The sequence below is a fragment of the Alteromonas sp. DYW1 genome, assembly GCF_059752595.1.
The window spans coordinates 967,961-993,998 of the sequence record NZ_CM186038.1 but is presented as its reverse complement, the minus strand read 5'-3'; the positions used below and the strand labels follow the sequence as shown (position 1 = coordinate 993,998).

At 43.5% G+C, this 26,038-nt stretch carries 19 protein-coding genes; 6 read left to right on the top strand and 13 right to left on the bottom strand.

What is annotated here, in order from left to right; translation table 11 throughout:
* Window positions 1–41 precede the first annotated feature (41 nt).
* The 4 genes from AC121Z_RS04395 to wecB form a co-directional block, all read right to left on the bottom strand.
* On the bottom strand, window positions 42–230 hold the full coding sequence (locus AC121Z_RS04395; protein ID WP_498127002.1) for a UDP binding domain-containing protein: 189 nt from the start codon (window positions 228–230) through the stop codon (window positions 42–44).
* 151 nt (window positions 231–381) lie between these two features.
* Window positions 382–2,385 (bottom strand): acyltransferase family protein, encoded by a 2,004-nt coding sequence (locus tag AC121Z_RS04390; RefSeq protein WP_498127000.1) that lies wholly within the window; start codon window positions 2,383–2,385, stop codon window positions 382–384.
* 377 nt (window positions 2,386–2,762) lie between these two features.
* Window positions 2,763–4,004 carry a UDP-N-acetyl-D-mannosamine dehydrogenase gene (gene wecC / locus AC121Z_RS04385; protein ID WP_498126998.1) on the bottom strand — a complete coding sequence of 414 codons (1,242 nt, stop codon included), beginning with the start codon at window positions 4,002–4,004 and terminating at the stop codon, window positions 2,763–2,765.
* Window positions 4,005–5,123, bottom strand: a complete 1,119-nt coding sequence (wecB, locus tag AC121Z_RS04380) for a non-hydrolyzing UDP-N-acetylglucosamine 2-epimerase (protein WP_498126996.1) — start codon at window positions 5,121–5,123, stop codon at window positions 4,005–4,007.
* Window positions 5,124–5,307: 184 nt separating this feature from the next.
* Between wecB and AC121Z_RS04375 the strand changes: the two genes are divergently transcribed.
* Window positions 5,308–6,612: a glycosyltransferase gene (locus tag AC121Z_RS04375; protein WP_498126994.1), complete on the top strand. Its 1,305-nt coding sequence runs from the start codon at window positions 5,308–5,310 to the stop codon at window positions 6,610–6,612.
* Between the two features lie 74 nt (window positions 6,613–6,686).
* Window positions 6,687–7,577 (top strand): sulfotransferase family protein, encoded by an 891-nt coding sequence (locus AC121Z_RS04370; RefSeq protein WP_498126992.1) that lies wholly within the window; start codon window positions 6,687–6,689, stop codon window positions 7,575–7,577.
* A gap of 123 nt (window positions 7,578–7,700) precedes the next feature.
* Here AC121Z_RS04370 and AC121Z_RS04365 read toward each other — a convergent pair whose 3' ends face one another.
* From AC121Z_RS04365 to AC121Z_RS04355, 3 genes are read right to left on the bottom strand one after another with little or no spacing between them, the layout of a single operon-like run.
* Window positions 7,701–9,203: a lipopolysaccharide biosynthesis protein gene (locus tag AC121Z_RS04365; RefSeq protein WP_498126991.1), complete on the bottom strand. Its 1,503-nt coding sequence runs from the start codon at window positions 9,201–9,203 to the stop codon at window positions 7,701–7,703.
* Window positions 9,193–10,197 carry a glycosyltransferase family 2 protein gene (locus AC121Z_RS04360; protein WP_498126989.1) on the bottom strand — a complete coding sequence of 335 codons (1,005 nt, stop codon included), beginning with the start codon at window positions 10,195–10,197 and terminating at the stop codon, window positions 9,193–9,195. Before AC121Z_RS04360 ends, AC121Z_RS04365 begins: the two co-directional genes overlap by 11 nt.
* A 3-nt stretch (window positions 10,198–10,200) precedes the next feature.
* Complete coding sequence (locus tag AC121Z_RS04355) at window positions 10,201–11,172, bottom strand: glycosyltransferase family 2 protein (RefSeq protein ID WP_498126987.1); 972 nt, start codon at window positions 11,170–11,172, stop codon at window positions 10,201–10,203.
* Window positions 11,173–11,331: 159 nt separating this feature from the next.
* Here AC121Z_RS04355 and AC121Z_RS04350 point away from each other — a divergent pair, with 159 nt between their 5' ends.
* Window positions 11,332–13,317: an acyltransferase family protein gene (locus AC121Z_RS04350; RefSeq protein ID WP_498126985.1), complete on the top strand. Its 1,986-nt coding sequence runs from the start codon at window positions 11,332–11,334 to the stop codon at window positions 13,315–13,317.
* Between the two features lie 125 nt (window positions 13,318–13,442).
* Window positions 13,443–14,837 (top strand): exosortase, encoded by a 1,395-nt coding sequence (gene xrt, locus AC121Z_RS04345; RefSeq protein ID WP_498126983.1) that lies wholly within the window; start codon window positions 13,443–13,445, stop codon window positions 14,835–14,837.
* Here the strand turns inward: xrt and AC121Z_RS04340 are convergent.
* A complete protein-coding gene (locus AC121Z_RS04340; RefSeq protein WP_498126981.1) occupies window positions 14,823–15,794 on the bottom strand; it encodes an endonuclease/exonuclease/phosphatase family protein in 972 nt (323 codons plus the stop codon). The two genes, xrt and AC121Z_RS04340, sit on opposite strands and share 15 nt — an antisense overlap.
* Before the next feature lie 140 nt (window positions 15,795–15,934).
* Here AC121Z_RS04340 and AC121Z_RS04335 point away from each other — a divergent pair, with 140 nt between their 5' ends.
* On the top strand, window positions 15,935–17,290 hold the full coding sequence (locus AC121Z_RS04335) for an alkaline phosphatase family protein (RefSeq protein ID WP_498126979.1): 1,356 nt from the start codon (window positions 15,935–15,937) through the stop codon (window positions 17,288–17,290).
* 14 nt (window positions 17,291–17,304) lie between these two features.
* On the opposite strand, the gene AC121Z_RS04330 is transcribed toward AC121Z_RS04335, so the two are convergent.
* Genes AC121Z_RS04330 through AC121Z_RS04315 form a run of 4 tightly spaced genes read right to left on the bottom strand, consistent with a single transcriptional unit; the run spans window position 17,305 to window position 22,408 of the window.
* Window positions 17,305–18,357, bottom strand: a complete 1,053-nt coding sequence (locus AC121Z_RS04330) for a glycosyltransferase family 4 protein (RefSeq protein ID WP_498126977.1) — start codon at window positions 18,355–18,357, stop codon at window positions 17,305–17,307.
* Window position 18,358: 1 nt separating this feature from the next.
* The gene (locus AC121Z_RS04325) at window positions 18,359–19,717 is read right to left on the bottom strand and encodes an O-antigen ligase family protein (protein ID WP_498126975.1); all 1,359 of its coding nucleotides are present in this window, start codon (window positions 19,715–19,717) and stop codon (window positions 18,359–18,361) included.
* Window positions 19,718–19,726: 9 nt separating this feature from the next.
* Window positions 19,727–20,893, bottom strand: coding sequence for a glycosyltransferase (locus AC121Z_RS04320; RefSeq protein ID WP_498126973.1), 1,167 nt, complete (start codon window positions 20,891–20,893; stop codon window positions 19,727–19,729).
* Between the two features lie 21 nt (window positions 20,894–20,914).
* Entirely contained in the window at window positions 20,915–22,408 is a 1,494-nt protein-coding gene (locus tag AC121Z_RS04315; protein WP_498126971.1) for a lipopolysaccharide biosynthesis protein, read from the bottom strand.
* A 188-nt stretch (window positions 22,409–22,596) separates the two neighbouring features.
* Between AC121Z_RS04315 and AC121Z_RS04310 the strand changes: the two genes are divergently transcribed.
* Window positions 22,597–24,930, top strand: a complete 2,334-nt coding sequence (locus tag AC121Z_RS04310) for a hypothetical protein (protein ID WP_498126970.1) — start codon at window positions 22,597–22,599, stop codon at window positions 24,928–24,930.
* On the opposite strand, the gene AC121Z_RS04305 is transcribed toward AC121Z_RS04310, so the two are convergent.
* Window positions 24,927–26,024, bottom strand: a complete 1,098-nt coding sequence (locus tag AC121Z_RS04305; protein WP_498126968.1) for a GNAT family N-acetyltransferase — start codon at window positions 26,022–26,024, stop codon at window positions 24,927–24,929. The two genes, AC121Z_RS04310 and AC121Z_RS04305, sit on opposite strands and share 4 nt — an antisense overlap.
* Between the last annotated feature and the right edge of the window lie 14 nt (window positions 26,025–26,038).

The following is a 26,038-nucleotide window of genomic DNA, read 5'->3' as shown; positions in this document are numbered from 1 at the left end:
TGCATAAGCACCGTCTTAAAATCTAAGAAAAGAATTAAAGATTACACAATACCGCGTGTATCAATCACTATCTTGTTCTTAATAACCTCGATTGGCATGGCTTTAAACTCATCATGATCAACCAATACCACAATGACATTACAACGCTCAAGTGCATCATGTAATGAGGTCAGAGTGACTTTATCCGAGACTCCTTTGGGCAAAGCCGCGCTTACCATCGTTAATTTCACGAGCGGTACGAATAATACGCACAGTATCAGTCACACATACCCGCACATCCAGCCGCTTAGATTTTTTAACTCTAAAACCAATGGCGCCATTTTTATTGCTTCTGGCCGAGTACCAAAGACAAGTAAAACTTTACTCGTACAATGTGCCGCCTTAATTTACCTTGGACGAAGAGTAAGCCAATGGGTTTGGTGAAGATTCTAAATATATTTCCCCTAACAACTCAGATGCCATGTGAGTTAAGTGGTCATTATCACGGTACAACGGAATACCATTTATTTCTGCCGAGCATCTTTTCCCATCGCAATATAGAAGCTTCGCATCGATTAGAAAAACTTCTTCAAACTCCTGTGCAACGTCCGCGAAAACGCTTTCCATCATTTCATTTACGTTGTGTCGAATAGAGCAGTCTCTCTCCTGCCCAAACATTGCATTTTTCACTGGGCACTTGGGATCGTTGTTTCCTGCATATGCAATATCTTTCACCAATATAGGAGTCGCACCATGGTGCTGGAGCCATGATATCGTATCCATCAATTTCTGACCGACGAGCTCTCGTATTGCATCCGCATCGCTCAATTGCGTCCCTTTAACATATATTTTTTGAGTCCTACTGTGCGGCCAGCTTGCGGCTAAAACGACGAAATCAGGTCGGTTTTCTGTAATAAATGCTTTCGCATTTTCATTTCTCATTCTGCACGCTTCCGCTTTTATTGAACTCTCCCCCCAGTTCAAATCAAAAATAGGCGGGCATTGATCCATCGTGTAGTCAACGAAACGGACACCTGCATCCATTGCAAGTATGTCAAAGAATCCAGTGAAATGATTCGCGTGAGAGTCACCAAATATGAAACCTTGTTTAGTTCCTTGTTCGTCTCCCAATACACAAGATCGTGATGGCGCTCGTCCACGCTCATTATATGAAGAATGGCATACTCCCCTTATATCATTTGAATAACTTGTTAATGCTAATTCTTTTGCTGCAACGGCAGGAGTAAACCGTTCAGGAAAACCATCGTTGTATTGAACAACAAGATTGATACAAGTAAATAAGGACAAGGGTATAATAAACCATTTAATCACAAGCGTTGAAACTGCTTCAGCGCTCTTTCTAAATGGTTGCTCCACAAATCGCCAAGACAACCAAGCGAGAGCCACCATTGCAGCAAAAACTCCAATAAGCGAGATAGCGTTTAATTCATAACCTCGGTATCTTAACCAAACCAAGATAGGCCAGTGCCATAGATATAATGAGTAGGATATCAAACCAAAGAACACCATGACTCTCGTGGACAGAGCTTGTATGACCATGCCCTGTTGCCGTTTCCCAGTATAGATCAATGCGGCGGTTGCCACGCAAACGTAAAACGCGTTTAATCCTGGAAAGCGGCTACTCTCATCCAGTGTTAATGCAAGATAAATCAGTGTTATAACTGCACAAGTTGATAATATTTCAGCGAATATGCGATTCGGCGTTTTGAGATGATCCCATGTGTAAGCCAATACAGCACCCACCATCAATTCAAAGAAGCGCGTTGGCAGCAGATAATACGACGCCCCTTTTGAGAGGTTGAGCGCATATTCTGATGTAAATGTTAAACTCAACAACGTAAGCACTAGCAGCACAGTAAGAAATTTACGAGGGATAAACCTGACCGCAATGATTAACGCCACTGGCCACAAGAAGTAAAACTGCTCTTCAATTGCTAAAGACCAGGTGTGTAATAAAGGCGCTTCCTTGGCATTATCGCTAAAATAGCCGCCATGGTTTAACCAGAAATAAAAATTACCACCGAATAAACTTACCCAGACTGCACTTGCGCTAAACTTTTGCAAGTCAACAGGAGACAATGTAAAGAAAAAGAAGACCGTACTGCAAGTTAGTACAGTAACCAGCGCTGGCAATAGGCGATTTATTCGTCTCCGATAGAATACACTAAAATGAAAGTCGCAATTAACGATTTCTCGGTAAATGATTTTTGTAATCAAAAAGCCAGAAATCACAAAAAATACATCGACACCAATGAATCCACCAGAAAATAAAGTTAGGCCCATGTGGCAAAAGACAACCAATAAGACGGCAATGGCGCGCAACCCATCGATATCTCGACGATATTTCATTTGAGGTGTATGGCTTTGATTCACGTTAATAGACATAAGTTATTTTTGGCAACACTACCAAAATTAGATAAACCTAACAATCGCATTCATATGTAGGCCCAAAGAAACCATAAAATAATTCTGAAAGCTGAAACATGGTTAAATAACGATAGAATCAATGAGTGATAAACCATCATGGACGAAAAAAAGTAAAAATTTCATGAATTACTTAATGACTAAAATATACCCATATTAGTTTTCTTTCTCATATTTTTGGTAGCTCTAGTAGCAAACTCTTACCTTGCGTCTCATTTCATAAGTTTTAGTTTCGATTATGGTACTGACCTCTCCCCCAAAAATCTTTACACTTTAGTTTCAGAGCAAAAAAAACGGTGCATGAGCACCGTTGTAGAATCTTAGAAAAGAATAAAAGATTACACGATACCGCGTGTATCAATCACTATCTTGTTCTTAATAACCTCGATTGGCATGGCTTTAAACTCATCATGATCAACCAGCACCACAATGACATTACAACGATCTAGTGCATCATGTAATGAGGTCAGAGTGACTTTATCCGAGACTCCTTTGGGCAAAGCCGAGATATTCGGTTCAACCGCTAAAATTTCGCCAATGCCCTGTTCAGCGAGATCATTGGTAATGGCAAGGGCCGGACTTTCGCGCAAGTCATCAATATTGGCTTTAAAAGCGAGCCCGAGACACCCAATAACAGGGCGTTTAAATTCGTCCGCAGCCGCAGCAACCTGACGTTTAACATAACCTGGCTTACCATCGTTAATTTCACGTGCGGTGCGAATAATACGCGCAGTATCAGGAGCACTATCCACGATAAACCAAGGATCAACGGCGATACAATGGCCGCCTACGCCTGGGCCCGGATTGAGAATGTTCACCCGTGGGTGGCGATTAGCCAACGAGATCAGCTCCCAAACGTTAATTTTTAGCTCATCACAGATAATCGATAGTTCATTGGCGAAAGCAATGTTCACGTCGCGGAAGGCATTCTCAGTTAATTTCGCCATCTCGGCCGTTCGTGCATTCGTTAACAAACACTCACCACGCACAAAGGTCTTATAAAGTGCTAAGGCTTTCTCAGAACACGCCGGGCTGATCCCCCCAATAATACGATCGTTGGATACTAACTCTTCTAACACGCGCCCAGGTAGTACACGCTCAGGGCAATGCGCGATTGAAAGGTCAGCTTCACCAGCGCTGTTTAATGGATTGGTCAGGTCTGGGCGCATTTCGCTAAGCCATTTGGCGACCTGCTCGGTTGCCCCAACCGGTGATGTTGATTCTAAGATCACCAAATCGCCTTTTTTGATCACCGGAGAAATCGCTTTACAAGCCGCTTCTATATATGACAAATCAGGCGTATGGCCTTCTTTAAATGGCGTCGGAACCGCAATGATAAAGACATCCGCTTCCTCTGGCTCTAACGTCGCTTTCAGCTTACCGGTAGTTACCGCAGCCTGAACCACCATATCCAAATCAGGTTCGACGATGTGGATCTTGCCTTGATTAATGGTATTTACCGCATGCTCTGATACGTCGACACCCACCACATCTAAACCACGCGAAGCGATAATCGCAGCGGTTGGTAAGCCGATATAGCCAAGACCGATTACTGCAACACGACTAAACCCTTTACTCATTTATAGTTCCTCTAAATACGTTCTAATGCGTTCGCAGGCTTTCCCATCACCATAGGGGTTGTGCGAATAGCTCATTGTTTCATAGGCCTGTTGATCATCCAATAATTGATTGGCCAACGTGACTATTTTATCTGTGTCGGTGCCGACTAATTTAACCGTACCCGCTTCTACCGCCTCTGGGCGTTCCGTAGTATCACGCATACAGAGTACGGGTTTACCTAACGATGGTGCTTCCTCTTGAATACCACCAGAATCCGTCAAAATAATGTGCGCGCGAGTCATCAGGTACACAAAGGGCAAATAATCTTGCGGCGCGATTAAGCGCACATTATTAGCCTCGCCCAAGATCCGCTTAACCGGCTCCTGAACGTTAGGGTTAAGGTGAACAGGATAAACAATCTGCACATCATCTCGCGCTGAGAGTGCCTTTAATGATTCACAAATGCGCTCAAATCCACCGCCAAAGCTTTCCCGGCGATGGCCCGTGACCAAAATTAGCTTTTTATTGGCATCGAGGAAATCAAAACGCTCGGCAAACTGCTGAGATAACGCCGCATCCTGTGCAATCTTTTGCGTTACCCAAAGCAATGCGTCGATCACAGTATTACCGGTCACCAAAATCGAATCAGGATTAACGTTTTCTTTCAACAATGCACTTTCTGAGGTTTTTGTCGGTGCAAAATGATAGTTCGTCAACGCTCCGGTTAGCTTACGGTTTGCCTCTTCTGGCCAAGGGCTGTAGAGGTCGCCCGTGCGTAACCCGGCTTCCACATGGCCAATCTTAATTTTCTTATAAAACGCAGCCACTGATGTTGCAAACGTGGTAGAAGTATCCCCGTGTACTAATACAACATCGGGTTCATAATCCTCTAACACGGGTTTTAAGTTCAACAGTACATTGGCAGTAATGTCATACAAATCCTGACCCGGCTTCATAATATCCAAGTCATAGTCTGGCTTAATTTCAAACAAGTCTAGTACTTGGTCTAACATTTCTCGGTGCTGAGCTGTCACACATACCCGCACATCCAGCCGCTCGGATTTTTTTAACTCTAAAACCAATGGCGCCATTTTTATTGCTTCTGGCCGAGTGCCAAAGACGAGTAGTATTTTGTTCACTTATCCACGTTCCCTTGTTATTGCTGCGGAAAAACGATCCACATAAAGCAAATGTAATTGAGTGCGTCAGTATCTTCAACGGTTATATTGAATCTACTACTATTCAAGAATCATAGCATTTACGTAGGTCGGACGGTACAATCGATGCAAGAAAAGTATAAGAGACCAATAAGTCACATTGCACATGGATAAAATCACAACCCTGCTTAATACATTTCGATTGATTTTTCTCTTATATTTCAGGCTATTCTTCAAGTGCACAACGCCATCTAAGGAGCCTAGAAAAAAAGCCAAGAAAATAGCGTTTTTCACTGCTTTTTTACCGCCATTTGAGTCTGGCGGTGTACATCGTTTGATACCTTTAATAAAAGCTATTGAACACGATGGATTTGATTGCAAATACTACACGCGCCAACACCCTCGCAATGATAACCTAAGTGACAGTGAAGAGTTTATGTTGAGTCTACTACCTGACTCCGCAGACATTACACCAAAATCTAATTTAGACTTTAAATGTATCTTTGCACTACTACCAAATATAGATGGTGGAATACAAGCTGCAGCAGCTGCATACTACCATGCAATCAATGATGAGCATCAACCTGATGTGGTATTCGCCTCAGGTCCAAGCTTTAATTTTGTGATTGCTGCTTATTTATACGCAGTTAAAAAGGGTCTACCGTTAGTCGTTGACTATAGGGACGAATGGACCGATTGTCCTTTTGATTTTGTCCAAAAATCCACGCTATCGAGAAAGTTCGAGCAGATCATTTCTGACTACGCTAGCAAAATCATCATGACGACTGATGAAATGATTGAAATGCATCAGGCAAGCTTTGCTCAATCCAATGAAAAATATGAAGTAATTCATAATGGCTGGGATGAAGACTTGGCAGGAAACACACAGAACATTCAAGTAGATCATGAAACATTGAGTTTTCTAGAAGAGTTAAAGAACAAGAAAACTTTAATGTTATATGTGGGCGGGCTAGGTGTCGCAACCCCACCTTTTGATTACTTAGAATACTTGATTAATAATTGCTCTGAGGAGCAAATAAAATCTCTGTCCATCGTTTTTATCGGTCACATCGAAAAATCTTACGTATCAAAGTTGAAAGAATATCAATCGAAAATTGAAGTTATATTACTTCCTCCTGTGCCCAAAACAATTGCTGTTAAGTCACTAAATCGCGCCGACTTTTTACTTTTATTTACCAACAAAGACATGCAGCGTTACCTACCTGGCAAATTATTTGACTATTTGAGGTCGGGTACCAGAATCATCAATTTTGGCAGCAAAGGGGCGGCCGCGAGTATAATAGATGAGCTCGATGCAGGAATCGTAATCAGTGAAATTTCACCAGTGTCGCCCGATGAGGTTTTGGCACAAAAGAACATGCCCTTCGGTACTAACGCTGAAGATTGGTTAGAACAACACAAGCGAAGTATTCTGTCTCAGCGAATACTTGGTGTTATTCTATCAATTTAGAAAAGTCGTTGGTCTCTTTGAAAAATACACTATAGTTTTTACACTGCTCCATAAACCTAGTAAGGAAAACATGAATGTCAGAACAGCCTACCCCAATCTTTATCGTTGGTTCTCAACGCTCTGGGACTACGATGCTAAGGCTAATGTTAAACGCTCACACTGAATTACATGTTCCATTTGAATTTGATTTCTTATCTGTCGCTAAAAACTATAATTTGGAGCCTATTCAAATTGAGCAACAGCGCTCAGTTTTTGAAGCTTTAAAGAATGAACCCTATGCCAAAAAGGGAAATATTTTGGACAATGTTCAATGGGAAGACGGCTCAAGCCCGCAAACATTCTCACAGATATTCTGCCAGGCAATGCAAAGTGCTGCCAACAAAAAGGGAAAAGATATTTGGGCCATCAAGACCCCCGGATATCACATCAAACTCGATAGCCTGTGGCACTTATTCCCGAGCTGTAAAATCGTGCATATCATCAGAGATGGAAGAGCTGTTGCTGCATCTCAGCAAAATATCTCTTGGGGCAACAAAGATATTATTCGCATGGCCAAAACTTGGGCTCATGATATTGAAATCGCTCATAAAATGGGTGCGATGATTCCTAATAATTACCTAGAGGTTAAATATGAGGATCTTGTTACTCAAACAGAAAAATCTCTACAATCGATAACGGATTTTCTTGGTTTAGAATTTGAATCTGAGATGCTCAACTATCATGAATCAGCGCGCAAAGAGGTTCCAAAGGAAAGCATGCAATGGCATAAGAACTCTATATCTAAGCCAAATAGTCAAAAAATAGAAGAGTGGAAAAGCAAGCTTAAAGACTACGACATAAAAATTTTTCAAGACTATGCTCGGTCATCACTAGAACTGTTTAACTACGAAATGGTGGACATAAAACCAAGTTTGCGCAATAAAGTAGTTAAAATTTATAAGATCTTACAAAGCAAATTTGGATAATAAAAGTTATCTTAATGCGCAACCTTTTATATTATCTGAGCTACCCAAATATCAGCGATTGGCTCAGGTAGAATAAGCATCGTGCCTCAATAGCGAAATAATAAACTTCTGATTAAGGTCAATTTAAATGAGTGATTTTACTTTTTCCAGTAAGTAAGCTTTTAAACTTTTGTCAAAAATAAACGCGAAAAATACCAATACATAACATGGAAAAAACACTAAATAAAACACTCCGTATGTCCATGCTAACTGATTTATCGGATTATTGAACTGAGTGAGCTCTGTTAATAAGTAAAAAGCATATGTGATAGCACTTGCTTTACATATCTGCCAATAGAAGTATTTCGCCTTCACTCCCATCAATTTTGAGCAATATGGTATTAAGAAGAAGAGCTTCAACAATATGGCAGGCACTATTGTACCGATTGCAACCCCTCCAATTCCGATTTGGTATGCCAAGTAAATGCTTAAAAGAATGTTCACAATCGCCTCAGCAAGTGTAACGTAAGCATTTGCTTTATGCTTTGCTGTGGCGTTTAAATATGTCTGCAATGGCATTGTAGAAAGACCAACAATCGCATTTATAGCAAACAGAACCAAACAAAAATACGCTAGAGCAAATTCATCGCCCACCCAATAAAAAATTAGTGTTTCTCCCAGCGTTATAAAAAACAATGAACTAACACAAGAAAGCATTAGTGCAACAACAAACGCTTGCTTAATTTTTTCGGCCAAATATTGAGAATTTCCTAGAGTATCAAGTTTGGTAAATGTTGGCTGAAACATGCCAACAAACGCGTTAAATGCATTTACACGATAACGATTAAGAGCGACTGATACGGCATAGATAGAAACAGCTTCCAAGCCAATAGTCTTACCTATTACTAAATTATCTACCTGAAAACGAAAGGTGTTGGCTATGTTGAGAATAAAACTGTATTTCCCATAGTTTACGAATGACTTCAATTCGGACAGAGAAGAGTCTGCGAAACGCACACGCAACTCTGGATCTAGCCTTTTCGAAACCATAGCAATTGCCACACTTCCTAGTAACTCAGCGGTTAGCATTGAAAGAGCGACGCCTATTACGCCATAGCCACTCTCTATTGAATAAACAAATAGTCCAGTGCGGCCAACCAATTTGTACAATTCGATTTTTGCAGCAATATCATGTCTTATAAACGCTGTTACAACGCCATTGAAGGCTGCCAATGGCATGGTTAAAATAAACTTCACCGACATGATCAAGATCAGAATATCAAACAGTTGGTTTAATTCTTGATTATCAAAAAATAAACCACTGGCTAAATATACGCCCCCAGCAATAGTCAACAACATCAGTGCCAGCAAGCAGTTTGCAACTATGCTAGTATTTAAGGCTCGATTGATTTCATCGCGCTGTTGATTCGCATAAGCGGCACTCAAAAATCGTTGTGCGGCCGCTTGCAATCCAAAATCCATGATCCCGAAATACCCGATCACTGAGCCCACAATCAGCCACAAACCATAAACTTCCATACCCAAATTATGGATAAGGTATGGCAACATAAAGAAGCCGACGACAATATTACCCACCAGCAATACTGAACGCACGCTGGCCCCCCGAAGGAGATGATTAAATTCCATTATTCGATCTCGCTGAAGCGCGCTGGAAGCGGTGTGCTCGCACCCAGAACTTAATTCTTTGTAGCAGTAAAAATTGCCATCTCCCAGGTTGAGTGTAGACGTCTTTAAATGCCTTTAGCTCTTGCTCAAATGTGCCTTTCTCGTTGACCTGCGCCGCCAGAATCGCAAATTTTTCAAAGTCTAGGCGATAACGCGTTTGGGCATCGTTTTGGTATTTAAGAAAAAGAGCGTCAGCGCATATCATCCGCCGAAACGACAGCACCCCCCGTGCTTTTTTAAGTCTATCTGCACTCGCACTGTTCTCTCGAATGCGGTAACCGGTGGTAACGTGTTTCCAAAAATAAAAGGGACTCCCCACACAGGCTCGATACCAGAAGTCATCATCTTCAGAATTACTTAACGCCGTATTGAAGCAGAGCCCCCTGTCTAAGATGTGCTGACGTTTAATAAACACGCAGCCAGTCCAAATCAAGCATCCTGTTTGCAAAAATATCGCAATGGGGTCATCTAGGCGTACGTTATCACTATCGCCATTATTCAGATATTCAGCGTAATCGGGATTAGCAGCATAATTGCCATGGCTGGATATTTGCTGGGCTGATTCTTGTTGGTCGGTGAAGCGCACAAAGTCGCTGCTGATCACATTGACGTCATGTGTGAGCGCGAACTCTAGTTTGCGCGCGGACTGTTCATTGAGCAAAATGTCATCTGCATCGAGGAAAGCAATATATTGGCCAATGGCTTGTGCAAGCCCTGTATTGCGTGCGCTCGATACACCTTTACCTTGAGTGTTTTTTAGCAGTTTGAGATTAACGTGCTCATGTGCCAACTGTTCCACAATCGCTGGGCCATTATCGCTACTGCCGTCGTCAACCACCAATATCTCGGTGCTTTCTTGCGGTAGATGGGTCAAAACAGACTGTAATGTTCCTGCGATATATGCCTCACAATTATACAACGGAACGATAACCGATAGATTGATTGCAGCAGGCATTGGCTATGACTTCCTATATGAACTAATGCGTAAAAACGACGCAAAGACTTTGCACAACTCAACAAACTGTCTTTTAGACCAACGCGTTCGTAAGCCATTAATTGAATGTGTCATCGCCTTGCCAAGTGCTTTTTGCTGACGATGTAAATAAGACAATTCGTAACACGACTCAGCCTTATTAACCTTGATGATGTCGCGAATTTGGGAGGGTTGCTCGGTTGAGTGTAAGTATTTATCGTAGAACTTAACCAAAGCAAGCTCGGTTTTAATCAACGCAGCGGGCTCTTTAGCAGTAAGACTCCCACCGCGCAGAAAGTAGGTTCCAGTAATCGTTGGATTAACAAACAAACCACAGTCATTGTGGGTAAAACGTTGAATAAAAAAGTCACGGTCTTCTGCCCGAGTAAGCGATTCATCAAAGCGAATTGCGCTATCGGGTTTGCGCATGACCACCGCTTGCAAATGCAAGAAAGAATTCGAAAATAACGTCTCCACCACATTAATTGTTAGTTTCGATGGCTGTGCTGACTGCTCCGCGGTCGGAAATATGTTCGGCTTTTTGGCAAACCAATTACCCACGAACTCTGCTTCTGCGTCACTGTAAATATCAAAGTTCTGGATCAAGACATCAGCATCGGTGTGCTCAGTAAAAACATGCATTGCGCTATTAAGATGCATTGGATACCACGTGTCATCTGAATCTAAAAACGCGATAAAATCACCGGTGGCGGCGTCTAAGCCAGTGTTGCGAGCGCCTGAAGGTCCTTTAGTATGCGCATTACTGAATAGCTTTATCGATGGATAGTCTGCCATTAACGACTTAACGACCTCTTGGGTGTTATCAGTGCTGCTGTCATCAACCACCAATACTTCAAAGGAGGGAGCGGCTTCTTGCCGTATAATACTCAACAGAGCCATTTCAATTGTTGCGCCAGCATTAAACGCAGGCATGATAATAGAGATTTGCGCAGACAAAATAAGGTACACCGTTTTTACATTATCTACATGATGCCATATCAATGTACAATGTCCACGAAATAGCGGTTGTAAAACAGAAATCTAGGTCAAACTCAATGGTTTACGATAACCTTGAGAATATGACTCGATCTGTTTGGATAGAAGGTTTAAGGAAATATGAAATATCGCCCTGAGATCGATGGGTTACGAACTATTGCCGTTGTCCCTGTGGTTTTGTTTCATGCCGGTTTTAAAAACTTATCTGGCGGCTTTATTGGTGTTGACATTTTTTTCGTGATCAGCGGGTTCCTGATCACCACAATCTTGATCAACGAACTACAAGCCGGCAAGTTTTCGATTATCAACTTCTACGAGCGGCGAGCGCGGCGAATTTTACCGGCGTTATCAGTTGTTGTTCTGCTAACGACCTTGGCTGCTCTTATCCTAATGCCAAGCACTTTGTTTAAGGCCTATTCTCAGAGTGTCGTTTCGGTTGGAACCTTTTTATCTAATTTTTATTTCTATTTGACCAGTGGCTATTTTTCAACAGCCGCGGAGGAAAAACCACTATTACACACATGGAGCCTCGCGGTGGAGGAGCAATATTATGTCTTTTTCCCGTTACTTCTTATGGTGTTATGGAAATTTGGCGCAAAAGTCATTACTGCGGTAATCGCTGCTATTCTCTTCTTCTCGCTCGGTTTGAATGTGTATTTGATGCACAACGGCGCATTTGATTTTAGTTTTTACTCAATTTTCACCCGCGCATGGGAACTGCTGGTCGGCTCTATACTGGCAATTTACGTAGTGTATAAAGGTTACGCCAGCAAGGCGTGGATCAATCAAGTGCTAAGCATCCTTGGCTTATTAATGATAGTTTACGCCTATTTATTTATCACCAAGCAAGATGCACACCCTGGTCTCATCACTATAATTCCAGTGCTCGGAACTGCCTTGGTTATTTTTGCGGCCAATCCAAACAATCTTGTCGGTAAATTACTCTCGACTAAACTTTTCGTTGCCATAGGATTGATTTCATACTCGCTCTATTTATGGCATCAACCACTATTTGCCTTTATCAAAATGAAAACCTTTGGCAGTACAGAGTCGATACTTCTACTTGTTGCAGTCGTGGCTACATTAGTTCTGTCTATTTGGAGCTACCACTATGTCGAGAAACCCTTCCGTAACAAAACCCGTTTTGATGCTAGGCGCATCTTTCGCTGGTCAGGTGTCGCGCTTTCTCTGATGTGCTTCTTGGGTTTGGCGGGACATGTGCTAAATGGGGTTCCGCAGCGTTTTATCAACGCCCCGGAATTCGTTGCTGGCATGGCGAGTCCATATCGAGATAGTTGTCATACCAGTGGTTTAGATTATATAAAACCTGCTGAGGCCTGCGAATATGGAGGCGAAACAATTAGCTGGGCCGTTTTTGGCGATAGTCACGCGATTGAGCCCGCCTATGCACTGGCTATGCTATTAAAAACACGCAACGAAGGTGTTAAACATTTTTCCTTTAGTGGTTGCCCGCCTTCAGTCAATTATGAAAGTAGCGTATTGGGCTGCACACAATGGACAAATCAGGTACTTGCATACATAGAAAACAGTGATAATTTAACGCATGTGTATTTAGGTTACCGCTATAGCTCGTTCTTGTTTGGTAACCAACTCAATTATTTTCCTGAAGTTCCCAATAGAGCTCCCCCCGCAATCAAAATAGGTCAGCAGCAGATAAGTGCTCCTGAACTAGTTACAGAGCAATATTGGCAAGACCTTAAACTCATCATCCAACGTCTACTAAACGCTGGAAAGCGGGTGTATCTCCAATTGCCAGTTCCAGAACTTCCGATGCATATTTTCAAATTAACCAGCCCTAAAAGTGTTTTCCAGAACGACCCCTTAATGGATCCAAATAAGGCGATGCCGCTTGGTTACCACTACAAGCGCAATGAGTTTATATTAGAGAAAATAAATCGTTCCGAGATCCTAGATCAAGTTGCGTTGGTTGACCCTGTGCCGAAGTTTTGCAATGCCCATTTTTGTTCCGCAGTTATTGACGGTAAAATGATGTACTTTGATGATAATCATTTAAGTGTTGAAGGCGCGATGCGACTACTTAGCGCAAACCCGTCGTTGAACTTGACGCAGTTGTCAGTCCAGTGAATACTAAAACTGCCTCTACTCGCAGACGCAGAAGTTGCATTGTAACGCCAAGCGAATTGACACTTGGGTGACGCCAAAAGGCAATGCTAGTTATAAATTACAGTGGTGTTTGATAAGGATATATCGTGAAAGGTAGTTTGCTTAATACGGCTAAACCCGTCGCCATTATTTTCGGCTTAATTGCCATACTTTTTATTGCTAATCCACACGCGATAGCAGACCTAGCCAGTTACAGCTTTGACAGTGGCACGTACTCTCACGCTTATTTGATCCCATTTATCATGGTCTACCTCCTTTGGCACGCGAGCCGTTATGGTGATATTGAGTTCCGCTGGAAGCCGATATTTCTAATTCCGCTGGTCGCCTTTCTAGCGTTGTTTGTGCTCTTTCAATTTGCCCAAATCGCCCTTATTTCCAGAGCTCTTATCCCATTAATTATTTTTGCCGCAGCATTAACTCTTTTTCGGATATCACTGGGCTTAATTGTTCCTATCGCTTTGATATGGTTCATAACGCCAGTTTGGGGGCCGTTACAACCGGTCTTACAGCAAATTTCAGTCGTTGCAGTTACCGAAATCATGTCCTGGACGACCATAGCGACATACGTTGAAGGCAATACGGTACATATCGCAGTAGGGGCTTTTGAAATTGCCGGAGGTTGCAGTGGTTTGCGCTATTTCATTACGGCGATGGCCTTATCATTGATGTACACCTATCTCAATTTCACCAAAGCCAAGAGCATCATCATCTTTTTTATCATAGCTGCTGTTGGCGCTATGATAACCAATTGGATCCGTATCTTTGCGATTATTTTAATTGGGCATTACACCAATATGGAAAGCAGTATGGTGGAGGATCACAATACCCTTGGTTGGTATGTTTTTATTCCATTTATTCTGTTGCTTTTCTACTTGGGTGGAAAGTTGGAGCGACCAGTTCCCCTTAAAGAAGCGGAATTCACAGCGCTATCCAACAAACAATGGGGGCAAACAGCTATCCCTGTGCTATTGATCGGTTTAATCAGCACCACGGGCGCGATGCTAGTCAAGCATCAATCTGTCAACTGGTCGGTGAATGTGGTCAATATCGACGCTGAGCCTATGACAACATCCCTGCAGTTCCCCAGTCCCAAAGTAACGGAATATGCTTCTGTGAGTAATCCAACGCCACTCCTGCAGCGTCCGGGTAGCGTTGCCTATCAGTTCGAGTTCAATGGCGAAAGTAGCGCGAATAGGGCTGATTACTTTTTTAATCAGTTAGTTCCTGAGAGCGCCCAAAAACAAAGTCATGATCGCTATGGTGATTTCGGCATTATTAAAGTTACAACGCGGAGCAAGCAAAATGCTTTGATCCACTATTCCTATGCCACCCCATTGGGCCGCACCGCCAGCGAAGGCGCGTTTATGTTGCTGCGTTTACGTGCGGCATTAATGTTAGATAAACGCTCAACCTTGCATTGGCAGTGGATCCCTTGTGAGAGTGACTGTTCACAAGAAAAAGCTGAGTTAATCAAGGATTAACTCAGCCATCACCGGTAAATGATCACTCCCCGATACTGCTAATACTTCTGCATTAACCGCAGTGAACTCATTCGAGTAAAGAACGTGATCGATTCTGGCTCCGACCAAGCGTGTAACCCGAGTATGCCCTATTCCACTACCCGCTGCGGCGAACGCGTTGATGTATTGCCCCCAGTCACGCTGATAGAGTGAACTTTGCTGGGTTAAATTAAAGTCTCCAGCAACGATCAGAGGTTGATACTGCTGCAGTAGTTGAGCAATCATTTGGTTTTCGATTTCGCGCTCTTCCAACAACCCAATAAACGTTTGCCAATTTTTCAGCGGCGAATGTAATAATGTTGAAATAGCATGTCTTGGTGTTTGTAAATGAATATTCGCAATATAGAGTTTACGATCATCAACTCGTGTTTCATACACAGAAACCACCTGCCCCCAACCGCCATACGCTCGCCGATTAAGCCCATCGACTTTGCGCACGGGCATGCGCGAGATAACACACAAGGGTTTACTGCATTCTAGATGGGCATAAGCTGGACGCGCACGTTCTAGAGGGTTTACCGCAGCCTCTTGCACTACCATGATATCCGCCAAATAGTGATCAAAGACATCATAAGCATTGCTGGCCGCGGCCTCTGACGAGCCTAAATTGAAGGTAATAATACGCAATGGTGCGGTTCCAGACCCAGTCGTACTGCCCGGCTTAAAAAGCCCAAGCTGATAATCTTGGATAAACACGAAATTACCAACGAGCAATGCCATACAGAGCCCTGCAATAACTGGCGTAAAGCGGCAAAAAACTAAGAGGAGTAGAGGCAAAGCAAACAACCAGCGTGGGATAAAATCAATCACAGTTCCGACGGTGGCAATGTCTGGAGGTAATCCTATAGTGAAAATACCTAGGACTATCACAAGCCAAATCGCATTAAAGATGATCGGCCAACGCCGATTAGAACTCATAGTCCACTCCTTCCCCCTGTGCTATCTGCATTTTGTTATCGCTAATGCTACCGATCTGCTGATTAATTGATATACTCTTAACCTAATGACAATGATGCTTTTATAGGCTCACTTTTTCCTGTTTTTGGAGGCTCAGCTTTATGGACGATAATAACAAAGTAATCTTACTTGAATTTAATGAATTATGTCCTCCCCTGTTAGAAAAGTTTATGGCCCAGGGGGAGTTGCCCAATTTTAGCAAGCTGTACAATCACGCCAACGTCTATACCACCGACGCACAATGCGATGTTGAATATTTAGAGCCATGGATCCAATGGGTTACCTTGCACACAGGTTTACCTTTTGAGAAGCATAAAGTTTTTCGTCTCGGTCAAGCACAAAACCTCGAGCACGACTCGATTTGGGACATTCTTGCACGTGCAGGTAAAAGCAGTTGGCTGTGCGGAAGCATGAATTCAAAATACCAGGCAAATGACGACAAGATTACCGCATTACCTGATCCGTGGAGCAACGATGTAACGGCTAACCCGCCGGAACTGCAACAGTTTTATAATTTCGTCCGCGCCAATGTCCAAGAACATACCAATGAAAACTTCAAACTCACTAAGGGTGAGTACGTTAAGTTTTTGTTTTTTATGCTGCAGCACGGACTGAGCTTAAGCACCATCAAACGCCTGATGACCACTGTCTGGCGGCAACTTGCGCGTAGCGATGACCGCTGGAAAAAAGCGACGTTGCTCGATTGGTTGCAATTTGATGTGTTTAAATACGTATATAAGAAAAAACAGCCCGCGTTTGCGACATTTTTCTCCAACAGTACTGCCCACTTCCAGCACAAGTTTTGGCGTTATATGGAGCCTGACCGCTTTCCATTAAAACCCTCACAAGCAGATATCGACAAATATGGTGATGCCATTCTTTATGCGTATAAAAATCACGACAAGTTAATCGGTAAAGTACTTGATTTAGCGGATCAAAACACCACAGTGATCTTGTCCTCCGCGTTGAGCCAACAACCTTACACTATCAAAGATGAAGATGGTGGACGCCGCTTCTATCGCCCACATGACATGAACAAACTACCAGAATGGTTTGGGTTAGAGGGGGTGTTAAAAGTTGGCCCAGTAATGTCACATCAATTTCATTTGTATTGTGACTCGGCAGAGAGCGCCAAGGCCAACTTTGAAAAACTGGGCTCGTTGCAATTTAACGGAAATAAATTGTTCTCGCTGCGCTTGGAGGGCGTAGACGTGTTCGGTGGCTGTACTGTCTCGACTGAAATCGATATGGACTCACCACTCACTCTGGGTGACAAAACCGTATCGTTCGGTGACGTATTTTATCTCGCTGATAATATCAAAAGTGGCATGCATCACCCTCACGGCGTCTTTTGGGCGTATAAACTCAACCGAGATAATGTGGTAAATGCTGAACCTATCCCATTAGAAAATGCTACACAGTTAATTTTGTCAGAGTATGGCCTTAAAGCCTCCTAATTTTATTATTAAAATTAGGATGTCTGGTACAGTTTAAGGTAGTGCTCGGCGCAACTGCGCATGGAAAACTGCTGTAAGTATTTACGATAGCTATGCTCGCCAAACGCATCACGTTTGGCGGGTTCATTCACCAAGGCTTTTAAACACTCGGATAATGCCTCGATATCGCCGTAGGGATATAAGTAGCCATTCTCTTCATGTGACACCAATTCTGGGTTGCCCCCAACGTTGCTGGCGATAATTGGCATTCTACTGGCCATTGCTTCAAGTATCGCCAATGACAACCCTTCTGTTTCAGAGGTTACGGCCAACACATTGAATGAGCTATAGATTTTTTGCCGATCAGATTCATGCCCGTGAAAATGAGACTCCAGAGTCGCCTTGTGTTGCTTGGCAAGGCCTTTAACCTTCTCCATCTCAGGCCCCGTACCATAAAAATGCAAACACAGTTTAGCTTGCAAGTCTGCGGGCAAACACGCTGCGGCTGTAACCAGCAAATGCTGTGACTTCAGCGGGACAAATCGTCCAACATGACCAACATGCAGCTTTTCTGTGTTCGGTTTATCGGCATCAATCGGTAACACACCGTTAAGCACCACCTCGCATTTGTTAATTAACTGCGGATAACGCAGAGTAAAATTACTTCTGGCTTTTTCGGCAACAAACACAATTCTCGCGATCCAACGGCTCGCAAACCGATAGATGAGTACCCACTTGGTACTTTGATGCACACGTTCATTGTGCCGGGTATAAATGAGCTTACTATTGCCTTTGACTAACCGAGAGGCCAGCAAAATACGTGGTAAAGAATAACTGCTGTGCACATGCACAACATTGAAATCTTTAAGTGTTTGCTTCAACTGGCTGAGCTGGCTAAGTATTCCTGAATTGGGAATACAATGAACAGTGATACCAACTGCTTGGCACTCCGCTTCCAGCGGTTCACCCGCAGCGCTCATAGACAGAATATGCACGTCATGCTGCTCTGCCTGTTGCACAGCGAGGTCGATCACAAAACGCTCAGCGCCTCCTACCTGCAAACTGCTGACAACATGTATTATCTTCATGCTACAGCGCTACCTGCAAGGTAATATAAACCATAATCACGAGGACCCAAGAATACCCGCCACACAGCACTGCTTGACGCACTGACATTAAGTCTTTGAGCTCCGGCACCAGCTTGATCATGCGGAAAATAGACGCAATAGCCATTCCCAAGAAAATATACATCAGCAAAACAAACGAGCGACTGAGGAAGAAAGCCGTAACCATAAATCCCAACATAGAATAAAAGAGCGCAGTATTGATCTTTATTTCTTCAAGGATCTGCTGCTGCTTGGGGTGACCGATAAACTGCGACTTATCCAATTTAAAGATTTTAAAACCAGCCAATACGGTCATCATCAACGCACCGCCCCATAAGGTATAACCAATGATTCCAAGTTCGGATGCTACCAAAATGTAAGAGTTGTGCGCTGTTCTGCCATGCCAATCAATGAAGTTGTCTTTACCAATACCCCAAATCGGATTACCCAATAAATAATGTATGCCGTCATACCAGGCTTCCAGGCGGCTACTGGCAGAAGATTCGCTAGAGCTTAAACCACCAAATTTAGACATTATTGTCGCCAACATAGGACCGGAAACCACACCCAAGATGATCAGTTTCGTGCCGCCACGGCTAAACAAAAAGTAGAGTCCAACAAGCGCTGCTGCACCTAAAATGGTTCCTCTAGAACCAGTCAGATAGATGCCGTAACCGAAAAAAGCAAGAATCGCTAAGCACAGTAACTTAGTGATAAATTTACCACGATGAAAGAAATACGCGATAAATGGTAAGTTCATTACAATGAGCATACCTAAATCATTCGGGTCACCAAAAAAACCCAAGTAGCGAATGCGAATTTCATCTTGAATACGAATGGCTGAGGTGCCCGACCAACCAATATTATCAACAGCTTGGACGTGCCCGTTGTGCACCATTAAAATAGAGGCAAGGATAGATAATGCCATCAGTTTCGTTTGGCGCGACACGTTACTGACTACCGTCGCGTACAAAAAGAGCGGAATATTCGACGCGATCAACATGGACTGGGCTTCAAAAATACCGCCGGTTCCCCACCCATTGAGAAACCCTGAAATCACGATCACTGGTAAAAGCAATAATAAAAATGCCTGCTGCGGGCCCCATCGTAACGGGCGTTGACTCAACATAACCGCGAGAAAGCAAGAGATTGCACAGATTAGAATAATCGGGAAAGCACTAAAAGCGGCAAAAATTTCTTGCGGCCGGATAAATACAAAAGCGGTATACAAGAATAGAAAGAAATACGCCACGCCGGAGTCATTTTCACGCTGGGCAGGCGAATTGACACTCACGGGTTGCTTAATCCCGCTAACCGGAGTGGGAGAAATTACGTCAGACAAAAAATACTCCTAAGTGTCTATTTCATCGACAAGTTGGGCAAAACCATCGACTAAGTTCTTTCTAGTATAGCGAAATCTATCTACGCCCACGACTGAGTGTTGCAACGTTTTCTCGATCGCTGACTGGATACTGTCAATGTTATCGTATTCAGCCCAAATAACATTGGGTTCATCCTTAACTAGGTCGTAGGTTGCACTTCCCTTGTTGGTAATCAACAAAACAGGTTTTTGCAACGCTAAGCACTCGAAGATTTTACCCGGAATTTGATTTTCAAATAAATCCCCTTGGATAACCACCAGGGCATTCTGCTTAGCCGCAACCCCCAATACTTCTTTTGACGGTTTATAACCTTCAAATTCAACGCTGATATGCTGCGGCAGCTGCGTTAATAAGGCTTGCGTAGAGGGATATGGCGGATCACCAATAAAACGCAGTCTCAGTGAAGTTGAGACGCGAGAAGCGGCCTTGATAAAACCGTCGACATCGCGGCCTTCGGGGTAAAACGAGCCTGTATGCAGGAAAGTAAAGCCTTCGCTCTGCCTATCGTTCTCAGCCTCAAGGGTAGCTGCATAATCGTCACACCCGTTGAGTAGTACCGTCACTTTATTTTCCGGTAGCGAGAGTTTCTCACACAGTAAATATTTAGCGCGCTGGGTGGTTGTCACGTTCATGGTGGCATATTGGGCAAAACTGAAAAATTCGGGTTGCATGGGGCGACTACTGGTATACATCCACCACGGAGGATCACGATAATCGGCAATCCACGCTAGCTTAAACCCACGCGCAAGGCGATAAGCGACTGCATGGTTGGATGTAAATGGATAAGTACTAATAACCAAGTCAAATGGCTCAGCCTTGTGCATTTTCTTGGCTTTGCGGTATGCCAGGCGTTGCCATAAAAAGAAATGATCGGCTGGGGCTAATTTGGGCAAGTATTTCTTCAGGCGGATAAACCAGGGTTTAAGATCTGGAGCCTTCACCCGCTCAATAGCAATCGATGGCGGGTTTGGATCTAACGACTCATTGCGCACCCAATACATATTCTCAGCCGCAGTCAAAACGGTAACCTCGTGACCTCGTTCAGCAAGCGCACGGCTAACCGCATAAGGTCGACCAACGCCGCCGCCACCGCATGGCGGATATTCAGCAGTGATTAGAAGAATACGTTTACTCATAATTCCCTTATTACAATACGTCTACCGCATTAACAGTCGGTTTAATTGAGACCATAACTGAACCCGTAATTGAGGTGATAAAAAACCAAACCAACTGACGACACAAACGATGCTAAAACACCCCATAGCTGCAATGAGGAATTCTCCCCAATTGTAACTATCAGATAGCAAGTTAAATATTGTGTTCATGGTATAACACGCCACGAAAAAGGCTATTAGTTTCAGCATTTTTAATAGTATGTGCTTGGGCAAATCAGGGGCTATTACAGAGCTTAAAAAACCAAAGAAGACACCTTCAAACAACAATTGAGCGCATACGAATGCAGCCGCGACACCCACCAAACCGAATTCGTGGCCTAGTGCAATAGCTAAGCCTATATTAACCAGCGCACCGACGAAAACCACCTGACTTCCGCGGTGGTGTAATGACTTTGCAATTAACACATCCATCACGGGTATCGACACAACTTTAGCGATAAATGCAAAACAAAGAATTTGCAGAATTAGGCCTGATTGGGTAAAGCCCTCTCCCAACCACAAATCAATAAAGCTTGGGCTTAACAGCATCAATGGAACATAAAGAATGGCAGAAAAAAAACAAAATAAGTCGATCACTGCCAGTGTTTTACCGCGCATATCCACATCATTTGCCGACTGACGAACAAAGTAAGGTTGAAATACTCCAAGTAGTGAGTGAATTGCGCTTTCAATTTGACGCGCTAATCGATCTGCTACGGTAAAAATAGCGACCGCATTTAGGCTGAACAAGTGACTAACAAGCAATGGTGATGACTTAGTATTGATGATTTTCGCAAGATCATAAACGAATACAAAACCAGAAAATTTAACCAGTTGCATTATGCCAGAGGTACTAACATCGGAAGTAGAAAACGCTAATGATGGGTGGATCCGCTTTGCAATTCGAAACTTGACTAATTGGTTTGCGATATCAAATAACAAGGTTACCCACACCAATCCCCAGATACCTAATTTCATTGCTGATACTATCATTGCGACTGACTTGGCTAACGAAAATACAGTATTAATTTTGGCGTCGATATCAAAACGCAAGTGACCGCTGTATATCCCATGTACCGCATTGGCTACAAAATCAACAAACACCTTCAAAGCCAATGCGACGAGTATGAGAGTCGCCGTATGCCCATTCGCTGAACGTATTCCGAGTAACTGTGGAAACCAGGCAACTATGAGCAAACTAAACACAGCCAATAGCCCCAAACTACCGAATAGTACAATCGAGGATGAGTACAGCCGATTGCTTGCTTCAATATCATTGCCTTCAATAGCAATTGCTTGAGCACGTTGCACCGCAGTTGGACAACCCAATTCAAATAAATTAAACCATCCCAATGTCGCTAACAGGAGTATCCATAAACCGTAGTTTTCTGCCCCTAAATAGCCAATTAAGATAGGAGTTAACACTAATGCGGTGACCACCGTGATAAGTTTTTCGAGAATACGAAATACGGAGCTGTTTACCAGTCGGCTTTTCATTGAATTTAGCTATGTGATTTTACGCGGTAAACATTATTAAGAAGTACGGTATACCAAATCATCTACCGAAAGCAACTGATGTACCGATATACGCACAGAGACATGTCATAATTGCTTCATCCTCGCGGCTGCAAAGCATGCTAAACTTATATCCAAAGGGATGTACGTAAATTTTTAGGGTGCTTCAAATGTTAAAACCACTACGCCGATGTGTTTTCATTCTTCTCTCATCATGCATGATTTTTCCTCAGGCATTTGGCAATGATGAGCCGTTCCTGCTGACTGAGCAACGTAACGCATTGGTAGTAGAAAAATATCGCGAAAACACTCCTGATTGGCGTGATTTTATCTCCCGAGTCAATCTTAGTTTTTCAAAGCCTCCGTATTTTGCCGCGGCCTATTCAGTAGCTTCCGCCCTCGCCTATCGCGTGACTGAAGATGAAAAATACCTTACTCACTCGTTAAACATGTATGAACGCGTGTTCCATCAGCGCCCGCAATTTGGCTGGGCCGCGTATCGTGACCGTAATGGCTTTCGATCCGGTGGTCGCTGGGCCTTTTTGGGTTACAGCTGGTTAAAACCCTATTTGACGGAAGAGCAGAAGGAGCGTTTTGAGGCCCATTTTGCCGTATGGGCCAACTATTGGAACGAATATACCGATTACGACAATGATTTTAAGGGACTGCGCACTAGTGATTCAGATGAAGTAACTGCATTAGCTGAAAATCTTTTACTCATGGGGCTGGTGTTGCAACGTTCTGCCGAGCACCAAGAACTCGGCGCGCGTACATTGTTAGTTGCCGATAAGTTGCTTAACGAAGTTGTTGTAGCGCGCTATATGCAAAACATTATGGCCGGTGGAGTATGGGCCGAAGGTAACGACTACAGCTCACAAACCCAGTTGCATTGGGTAGTGGCTTTTTTAGTGAATCATGAACAGCGGAATATCCCCTTCCCTCTGGATTACGCAGAATACGCTGCCCAGGCTCTTACCCATATGACCTTGAGTGGATTTACCGATGTTTATCGCTATGGTTCTGGCGAACGGGTTAGCGATTACACGCCGATCGGACAAGACAGTCGCTACCAGTTCGCGTTAGCGTTACGCGGATTATTAACGCCTGAGCAAACCGAAAAATGGTTAGACCCATGGTGGGAGAGATTTATGCAGGTAGAAGGGTATCCTGAGCGTTCAATTTATCCTGGACTCTGGCAAGTGTTGTTTCAACCAATAACTCAGGAAGATTCGAGCTCTCCCGCAACGGCGGCACCGTTTACCATTCCCACCTTGTTTCATGCCCCTGGCGTCGGTTTAGTAGCGGCCAGAACCGATTGGAGCGATGAAGCAACCAACCTTTACATGATTAATCGCCGAGTTCGACTGGATCATGAGCAAAAAGATGCACTCAGCATCGACATCGCATTTAAGGGTCGTTGGGTAAGTAAAGAACTGAGTGGCTATTCTGGGGTCTCCAAAACATCCGTTGCGCATAATACGCTGCTGATTGAAAACGCTGAAGCAGGTTCTTCCAGCCCGACTGGACGAGCCAGTGGCAATCCTTTTTATTATTCAATATTTGATAATGATGAGATAACCAGTATTGCAGCAGAAGCCGCACCCGCTTACAACATGTCTGGTTATTACGCCACGGACTATGCTGAGCAGGTCACGCGACAAGTCTTATTTTTCAAACCCAATCTCATTGCTATCTACGATCGCGTGTTGCTAGACCCATCCCAGTTTAGAGACATACAACGCTATAAAAAAGACTTCACATGGCCACCCGGAGGGCAATATTTACGCTGGGTTAAATTAAACCAAATGGTCGAAAATGAGCCACAACGCATTGCCGACAATGGTCACGAATTTAGTTATGAAACGGATAATGCGGATGTTCAGTATGGGATTGTCAGCCCACATAGCCTTGCTACCGAAGTGATTGATCAAAAGCTTCGGTACGCTGATTTTGCTGAGTATCATGCGCCGGAATCACAAAGAAAATGGCAAATACAAACCTCACCAGCCGAATTACAGGCCGATAGCGAGTTTGTTTCTTACTTTTTTATTCAAGATAAACCCAGTAAGGCCTCGGTAGAAACCGACCTCAATAATGACGATATTTGTGAATTTATTGATCATCCGTTGTGTAAGCAAACTGCAGCACCCATTAGCTCGGTGGCCGCTTCGCTTTTGACCGCATCCAATTACAGCATTATTGAAGGTGACGCTTTAGGTATAAGATTTGAGGATGCAGAATCAGAGCAAACGCTAGTATCGGTTTGGAACAGGTCACCAAGCATAGCGATCGATAATTTAGTCATTAGCACTGCAGTGACAGGCCAGACTAAAATCACCGTGACGGGCTTACAACCGAGTAGTACTTACGAGCAAAGAGTAGAAACTGTCAGTGAAAAAACGGTAGTCAGTTGGATCGCTTCACCTATCCCTCCGGAAGACGTCAAGACATCGCCCAACCTCGTGGTGACGAATGAACAAGGAATAGTAGAACTTCGGCTCTAACTGCGCCTGAATTTGTTGACTAGGGCCCGCAGATGAAGCCGCAAGCTGCGGAGCCCTTTAGCCCCTATGAAATTCAACATTTCACTCTCTGCGGTTACATAATCTGCTTTATAGCTTTGCTCCGCCCCCAACATCATGTCATAGCGCAGACAACCTTTTTGGCGCGCTGCAGCGATTGCTTGCATGTGCAATAAGATCCCAAAGCCAGGTCCGCTCTCAGTTCTTTCAATGCCACTTTGGTAATAATAAAGAGTATCTTGAAAATACCAACCATAGAAAACGGCACATGGCGTTCCTTCAACTAGGACTGACAATAAACATAGCTGCTTGGACTCATGCAATCTCTGAACATGCTGCTGATGAAACCGTAAGAATCTTGCATCAGCAAACGCGCCTTGATGCCCGCGTAACTGCCAACTTTTGTTGTGCAGCGATACCAAGCTTGCAAAGCCTGTATCGACCGTGCCAGATGCGCTGTGATCAATCACGGTAATATGGGTAAACTTATCCAGCCAGCGACGCGCATGACGACGTAATGTGCTGCTTGGGAATTGTTGAATTTGACTACGTTCATCACTTTGAATATCGAGTACAAACCGATATCCAATTGGGGTTGCAGAAATAGCCCATTGAGGCGTTAATGAACGCATTAAATTAGCCAGATTTGACTCAGCTAATACTCGCTTAAAAACGAGTTCTCGTAACCCAGGGAGCTCTCTTATACTCTTATCCAGCGTTACCATACATGTTTGTTTGCATTCTTCATCAAACATTATATCTGGGTATTCGCTAGAAACTTCGGATTCTTCAGGCTCTCCTTCCCCCAGGATATGCAATATCAATCCACTTCCTCGGTTAACCTGATCTAAATAAAAGGGAGCAAACCCCACAATTCGGTCATTCTGATAATAAACATGAACCCAAAGTTGGGCTGATGAGGGAAGGTATACTTCACACCAACGAAGTAACCAAGTAGGCGATAAAAAAGCGCAAGGGCTTGATGAAGGGGCTAAGAATTGTTCGAGTTCGCCAGCTGTATCAGCAAACTCGCTCACTGAACAAAGCAACTTATGTTGCACCGTCGCCTTATTCATAGCACACCCAATGA